This window comes from Streptomyces sp. NPDC050625 (assembly GCF_040654755.1).
GTDB lineage: Bacteria > Actinomycetota > Actinomycetes > Streptomycetales > Streptomycetaceae > Streptomyces.
Genome location: NZ_JBFAIQ010000046.1, coordinates 39,799 through 46,643, shown reverse-complemented (window position 1 = coordinate 46,643; position 6,845 = coordinate 39,799). Strand labels below are relative to the sequence as shown.

Here is a 6,845-nt window from a genome sequence, read left to right as displayed (position 1 = left end):
GCCCTTCTCCCTGCGCGCACGGTTGACCGTGGGCGCCACGCCCCAGGCAGCTGCCTGGGGCGTGGCGCCCAGTCTCTTGGGTATCTGGCCAGGAAACGGACGTCTCGGCGAAACTTCCCCTCCAGCACGGTCTTCAGCAAGAAGGGCTGGGCCACGATGCCGCCAACGGAGAGATCGAGGTCGGCGAAGAGCAGCCTCGCCAGTTCCAGACGCGACTCGTAGATCACACGTGCTCGGATCAGGTGCTCGCGCATCGTCGCCGATACAGTAGGTGCCCGAGCAGTGCTTCTGGCCCTTGCACCAGCGGAACGTCCGCCACGGGCGAGCCGACTGCAGAAGCCCTACGGGCGCCGTGCCAATCCCGGCCCTCCACGCCTGCACCCTGCTGGCGACGGACGCTTTCTGCTCCAGGACCCTGAGGCGATCGCCACCGTCTTGCAGTCCAAGGCGATCTCGACGAGTCGGTGGAGCACCGCGCCGCTGGTGGCCGGACCCGGTGGCAAGACCGTCCAGCCGCTGGCCACCGCGGGAAGGGGCGTCGCGAAGGGCAGCGGCCACAAGGCCGAGGCCGTCGAACTGGTCGAGTTCCTCTCCCAGGGCGGGGCGTCGACGACGTTCACCAAGAAGAACAGCCTGGTGCCGATCCTCAAGTCGGCCGTCGGCGAACCCTTCTACAAGACCGGCCCGTGGTCCAGCTACGTCACCATGACCGAGCACCCGGAGAAACCTGAAGCTGATCGACAACCGCCTCGGACTGATCCTCGTCTACATCGCCGTGTGCATCCCGTTCTGCACGGTGATGCTGCGCGGCTTCTTCGAGAACGTCCCCGACGCGCTGGAGCACATCGGCGCCGCGCCGGATGCCGCCGTCGAGCAGGACGGGGCAACGGCCCGCGACGGTCGCCGCGATCTGAGGCAGTGTGTGTAGGGAGGCGGCCACGACACCGTCGGCACCCGCGTCGAGCGCGAGTACGGCGTCCGAGGCCGTGCCGATGCCTGCGGCGAGCAACGGAAGTCCAGCGGCCTCGCGTACTGCCGCGAGGGCAGGGAGCCCGAGGTGGTCGGGCGTCACGAGCAGTGCGCCGAACCCTGCTCCTGGCGCGCGTCGGGCGAGGGCCAGGGCCGTCTCCCGGTCACCCCCCGCCGTGGAGCCACAGCCAGGGGGCGGGGCCGCCGGCCGCCGTCGGGTCAGGAGGCCACCATGATCGACGGGCTGTCCCGGTTCGGTGCGCTGTTCCGAGTGCTGCTGCCGGTGATGCGCCCGGGAATCGTCGCCGCGTTCATCTTCAACTTCGTCAATTGCTGGAACGAGCTGTTCCTGTCGGTGACACTGATGAACAGCGACAGGAACAAGACCGTCCCCACGGCGCTGAACGGCTTCATCTCCAGCTTCAACATGATTGGGGTTCCATGTCCGCGGCGGCCGTCCTCACCACCGACGATGCTGCTGTTCGCCATCGCCGGCAGGCACTCGTCCAGGGCCTGACCTCCGGAGCGGTGAAGGGCTGAGAGGCAAAGTGCGCCACACTGTCGCACCTCGGCTCAGTGGCACCCCAGTGCTGCCGACGACAGTGCCGGCGGCACTCCCATCGCCGTCGGCCAAGGCCCACGAGGGTGGTTGTGACGCCAACTGCCCGTCGTGGCGGTGACAGAGCTTCCCGGAGCAGTACGGCAATGCCGCGCCGTATCCCACGATCGGCGCGGCAGACCGCTGACGTGCGCGATCACTTTCCGGATGCCTGGCGAAACTTGCTTCTGGTTTCCTCCGAGGCCACGTTCGCGCCGCACTGCGGGACGATGCCGTCCTTGGTGGCGGCCACGATGTAGTGCTCTCCGACCGAGAACGTCAGGCTCTCGGGCTCGTCGGTGTCGCTGTTGAGCCGTACCGTGTCCGAGTCACCACCGCGCAACCAGTGATCGACACGGAAGAAGACCGAGGAGCCCTTGACGGAGGTGACCGTTCCTTCGAAGAGCGTCGGATACTGGCGCAGTCGGTCGGGGGTCGGTTCCTTGCACTTGCCGCGGGCAGGGCCCGCGGCGGTGAGCGTCAGCGGCCCGGCCGCGGACGAGTGACCGCTGTCGCCATTCGCCATGGCCCCTCCCACGATGCCGCCTCCGACCATGAGCAGACCGGCAGCCGCCGCGAGCGGGAGGAGGCGGCGGCGTCCCCGCCCTGCGCCGGCCTTCGCGCGGCGAGTGGTGGTGCCGACCGCGGTCTTCTCCGACCGGGGCGTGATGTCGGTGTTCAAAGCAGCCTCCACAAGACGGTTGATGTCGGGCAGCGGAGCCCTTGAGGTCAGTGCCGGGTCGGCGGCCCTCAGCCGGGCCAGCAGCTCGTCGTCATTCACTGACTGCTCCTTCCTTCATCCGGCTTGTGTCCGGGCCGTTCGGTGTTCTTTCGCGTCAGATGCATCTGTGCGGCAAGTTTCTTCTTCGCCCGGTGGAGCCGGATGCTCACCGCGTTGGAGGTGAGCCCGGTCACTTCCGCGATCTGACCCGGTGCCAGGCCCTCCCACGCCCACAGTCGCACCATCTCGCGTTCCAGTTCCCCAAGGTCGTCGAGCGCGGCATGCAGGTCACTGTGATCGGAGGCCGTTGCCGCAGGGCTCTGCTGTGTCTGGATCAGCCGCTCCACCAGGCGGAGCCTGCGTCCGTCAGCGCGGCAGGCATTGGCCAGGCAGCCCCGTGCCACTCCGTAGCACCACGGCAGCACGTCATCGGGGTCGGGTATGGGACCGGTTCCGAGCCCGGGCACATCGTCGATGCGGCGCCACAGCACCAGCATCGTCTCCGACAAGACGTCCTCGACCATGTCGGGGGTCGTCCGTCGCAGCAGATACCGGTGCAGCGGTTCCGCCACCACATGCGCCAGTCCTTCGAAGAGCGCCTGCCGATTCCGGTGCGTCTCCTGTTCCGTCATGGATTCCACAACCTGTCCTGTCCGGCACCAGCCGGTTCCTTTCAACACAGCTCCCGTCGGAGCCACCACATGCGCGCGTTGTCGGGCCGGCCGGTCAAAAGAGCGACCCGGCTGCACTTTCGGCAGGGGACCTGTCAGGGCATGCGGCAACAGTGGATCTTGATCGCGAGGTCATGACATGATCCACGCCATCCGCGCGGCCAAGGCAACCCGCCCCGAGCATCCGGCCCAGCCCGGCTCCTCGTACGGGACGGAGCCGTCCCTTGCGAGATAGTCGCATGCATGCCGGGTGACGTGCGAGATTGGATGGGCGGGCTCGACCGTCATCGGGCTACGTGGTGGCATCAGTCGCATGACTGCTGTGGACGCCCCCAAGACGACGTCCGATGGCTTCTCCCTGGAGGACCGCTACCTGCGTCAGGAGGGCACGGTCTACCTCACCGGTGTCCAGGCTCTCGTGCGGCTGCTGTTCGACCGGGTCAGGCACGACCGGCGCACCGGGCTGGACACGGCGGCGTTCGTCTCCGGCTATGAGGGATCACCGCTGGCCGGTTTCGATCTGGAGCTCATGCGCCGGACCCCGTTGCTTGCCCAGCACGCCGTCGTGCATCGGCCGGGTCTCAACGAGGAGTTGGCCGCGACATCGGTCATGGGCAGCCAGCTTGCGGACTCGGTGGGGCGTCTTCGGGTGGATGGTGTGGTCGGGCTCTGGTACGGAAAAGCCCCCGGCTTGGACCGGGCGACCGACGCCCTGCGCCACGCCAATCTCGTCGGCACCTCTGGCAGAGGCGGAGCGCTCGTGGTCGTGGGTGACGACCCGGCAGCCAAATCCTCGTCGGTGCCCTGCGCCTCCGAACTCGCGCTGGCCGATCTGGCCATGCCGATCTTCTATCCGGCAGACTCGCAGGACATCCTGGATTACGGGCTGCACGCCGTCGAACTCTCCAGAGCTTGCGGTGTATGGACGTCGATGAAGGTCGTCGCCAACGTCGCGGACGCGGCGGGCACCGCAGCGGTGCAGCAGAACTGGACCCCCCCTGCCATGCCCGTCCGGGGCTACATGCACCGCCCCAGCGCACATCTGCTCGGCGCCAACCTCGCGGCACTCGAGAAGAGTCTGTACACGGTGCGCCTGCCGCTGGTCGGCGAGTACCTGCGAGCCAGTGGCGTCAACCGCTTCGTCAACGCCGGCCCGGCCGACCGTATCGGAATTGTCACCGCGGGAAAGACCTACCTTGACGTGCAGCAGGCGCTGCTCAGTCTCGATCTGGACGAGGAAAAGCTCGGGCGCTTCGGGATCCGGCTGCTCAAGCTGGGTGTCATCCACCCGATCGAGCCCACGATCGTACGGGAGTTCGCGGCCGGACTGACGGAAATCATCGTGGTGGAGGAAAAACGGTCATTCATCGAGGCCGCAGTCAAGGAAATCCTGTACGGCCGCTCCGGGGCAGCCATCCATGGCAAGGCCGGCCCCGACCGGGCCATCCTGTTCGGTGAGACCGGAGAGCTGAGCCCCGAAAGCATCGCAGCCGGCCTCTCCGACCGTCTTGCCGCACACGGCATCGAAACCGTGAGCAGCGTGCCGACCCAGCGCCGCCGGGAGCGTATCGCACTGCCCTTGCTGACCCGGACGCCCTACTTCTGTTCCGGCTGCCCGCACAACTCATCGACGAAGGTCCCCGACGGTTCACTGGTGGGCGCCGGTATCGGCTGCCACACCATGGCGGTGTTCATGGAGCCCGGACAGGTCGGCAACGTCGTCGGCATGACGCAGATGGGAGGCGAGGGCGCCCAGTGGATCGGTATGGCCCCCTTCATCGGCGACGATCACTTCGTCCAGAACATCGGCGACGGTACCTTCATGCACTCCGGCAGTCTGGCCGTCCGGGCCGCCGTGGCTGCCGGTGTCAACATCACCTACAAACTGCTCTACAACTCCGCAGTGGCCATGACCGGCGGGCAGCAAGCAGTCGGCGCGCTGCCGGTCGACCGTGTCGCCTCCCTGCTGCTCCTGGAAGGCGCCGCAAGGGTGATCATCACCAGCGACGCCCCCGAGCGTCTGCGGCATACCCCGCTGCCGAAGGGCGTCGAGGTCCGCCACCGTGACCAGCTCATCGGCAGTCAGGAAGAGCTGGCGGCCACACCTGGTGTCACCGTGCTCATTCACGACCAGGAATGCGCTGCCGAGAAGCGCCGCAAGCGGCGCCGCGGCAAGGCGCCCACGCCCGCGACCCGGGTCGTGATCAATGAACGGCTCTGCGAGGGCTGCGGTGACTGTGGCACAAAGTCCAACTGCCTGTCCGTCCAACCGGTGAACACCGAGTTCGGCCGCAAGACGAAGATCAACCAATCTTCGTGCAATCTGGACTTCTCCTGCCTCGACGGCGACTGTCCCTCCTTCCTCACGGTTACTCCCGTCGGCCGCAAGCAGCGCACAGAGCTCCCCGATGTGGCAGCCGACGCGCTTCCCGACCCCGACCACACGACCAGTGCCGGCGCCTTCACCATGCGCATCGCCGGGGTCGGCGGCACCGGCATCGTCACTGTCGCTCAGATCGTTGCCACCGCCGCTGTGATCGACGGTCACCAGGTCCGCACACTCGACCAGACCGGCCTGGCGCAAAAGGGCGGGGCCGTGATCTCCGACATCAAGATCACTCGGACCGTGGTGGAGCAGGCAGCCAAACTCGCCGCCTCGGAATGCGACCTCTACCTGGCCTGCGACTCGCTGGTCGGCGCCGACCGGCAATGCCTGGCGGTTGCCGACCCGAGCCGTACCACCGCGGTGGTCTCCACGACCGAGGTTCCCACGGGCCGCATGATCATCGACACGTCGGTGACCTTCCCCGAGCAGAGCCGGATCCGTTCGGTCATCGACGCCGCCAGCACTCGCGCTCTGTATCTGGACGCCCGCGCACTGTCCGAGTCGCTCTTCGACGACGAGCAGTTCGCGAACGTCCTCCAGCTCGGTGCCGCCTACCAGAGCGGGGTCATGCCCCTGACCGCCCAGGCCATCGAGCAGGCCATCGTGCTGAACGGCACCGCTGTGGAGCGCAACCTGCAAGCCTTCCGCCGCGGCCGCCAGCTGCTGGCCGACCCCGAGGCACTGGATGTGGCGTCTGCCCCCGCCCCGGCCCGCACGACGCAGCACAAGCATCCTGCCGCCGCCTGGATCCGGTCCCTCGTGGCGGCTGAACCCGACACGGAGCTGGCCCGGCTCCTGGACATCCGGGTGCAGGACCTCATCGACTACCAGGACGTGCCGTACGCCCGGGCCTACGCGGAATACGTGGAGGAGATCCGGCGGCTGGAGGCCGGCTCCGCCACCGTCACCGAGGCAGTGGCCCGCAACCTGTACAAACTCATGGCTTACAAGGATGAGTACGAAGTCGCCCGCCTCGCCCTCGACGAAAGTGTGACCGCTGAGATCGAGTCGCAGTTCGGAGCGGGAAGCCGCTTCTCCTATCGTCTGCACCCGCCCGTCCTCAGAGCCCTGGGGATGAAGCGCAAAATCTCTCTGGGCCCGTGGTCACGTCCGCTCCTCCGGGTCCTGCGCGCCCTGCGCAGGACCCGGGGAAGCCGGCTGGACCTGTTCGGATACGCAGCGCTCCGCCGGGTCGAACGGGCCCTCGTCGATGACTACCGCGACATCATCCTGCGCGCCCTGTCCACCGGCGAGCCCGATCTCCGGCTCGTCACGGAACTGGCCGAACTCCCCGACATGGTGCGCGGCTACGAACACATTAAGCTGGACAACGTGGCCGCCTACCAGCGCCGGCAGGCCGAGCTGCTCGCCAGGATGCACCTGACGCGCTCACGAGGCGCTGTCGACCGCTTCCTGGTGAGCCGGTCTTGAGTTGTCTCTTCACCGCTTGCGTCGCGTTCCGTTCCAGCTCTTGACTCGGTAGTGACCGTGGCCGATGGG

5 protein-coding genes and 1 pseudogene are annotated in these 6,845 nt (G+C 67.5%); 2 read left to right on the top strand and 4 right to left on the bottom strand.

The annotated features are described in order from the left end of the window. Positions 1-254: pseudogene (locus tag AB0I54_RS44095) on the bottom strand (hypothetical protein); the annotation flags it as partial. Between the two features lie 446 nt (positions 255-700). Next, the gene (locus tag AB0I54_RS44090) at positions 701-1,009 is read right to left on the bottom strand and encodes an alpha-hydroxy-acid oxidizing protein (RefSeq protein ID WP_363302009.1); all 309 of its coding nucleotides are present in this window, start codon (positions 1,007-1,009) and stop codon (positions 701-703) included. Between the two features lie 192 nt (positions 1,010-1,201). Between AB0I54_RS44090 and AB0I54_RS44085 the strand changes: the two genes are divergently transcribed. Further along, the gene (locus AB0I54_RS44085) at positions 1,202-1,486 is read left to right on the top strand and encodes an ABC transporter permease subunit (protein WP_363302008.1); all 285 of its coding nucleotides are present in this window, start codon (positions 1,202-1,204) and stop codon (positions 1,484-1,486) included. Between the two features lie 238 nt (positions 1,487-1,724). Here AB0I54_RS44085 and AB0I54_RS44080 read toward each other — a convergent pair whose 3' ends face one another. Together AB0I54_RS44080 and AB0I54_RS44075 are read right to left on the bottom strand one after the other, a co-directional pair. Beyond that, positions 1,725-2,348 (bottom strand): hypothetical protein, encoded by a 624-nt coding sequence (locus AB0I54_RS44080; protein ID WP_363302007.1) that lies wholly within the window; start codon positions 2,346-2,348, stop codon positions 1,725-1,727. Next, complete coding sequence (locus AB0I54_RS44075; RefSeq protein ID WP_363302006.1) at positions 2,345-2,965, bottom strand: sigma-70 family RNA polymerase sigma factor; 621 nt, start codon at positions 2,963-2,965, stop codon at positions 2,345-2,347. Before AB0I54_RS44075 ends, AB0I54_RS44080 begins: the two co-directional genes overlap by 4 nt. Positions 2,966-3,272: 307 nt before the next feature. Between AB0I54_RS44075 and AB0I54_RS44070 the strand changes: the two genes are divergently transcribed. Beyond that, a complete protein-coding gene (locus AB0I54_RS44070; RefSeq protein WP_363302004.1) occupies positions 3,273-6,776 on the top strand; it encodes an indolepyruvate ferredoxin oxidoreductase family protein in 3,504 nt (1,167 codons plus the stop codon). Positions 6,777-6,845 lie beyond the last annotated feature (69 nt).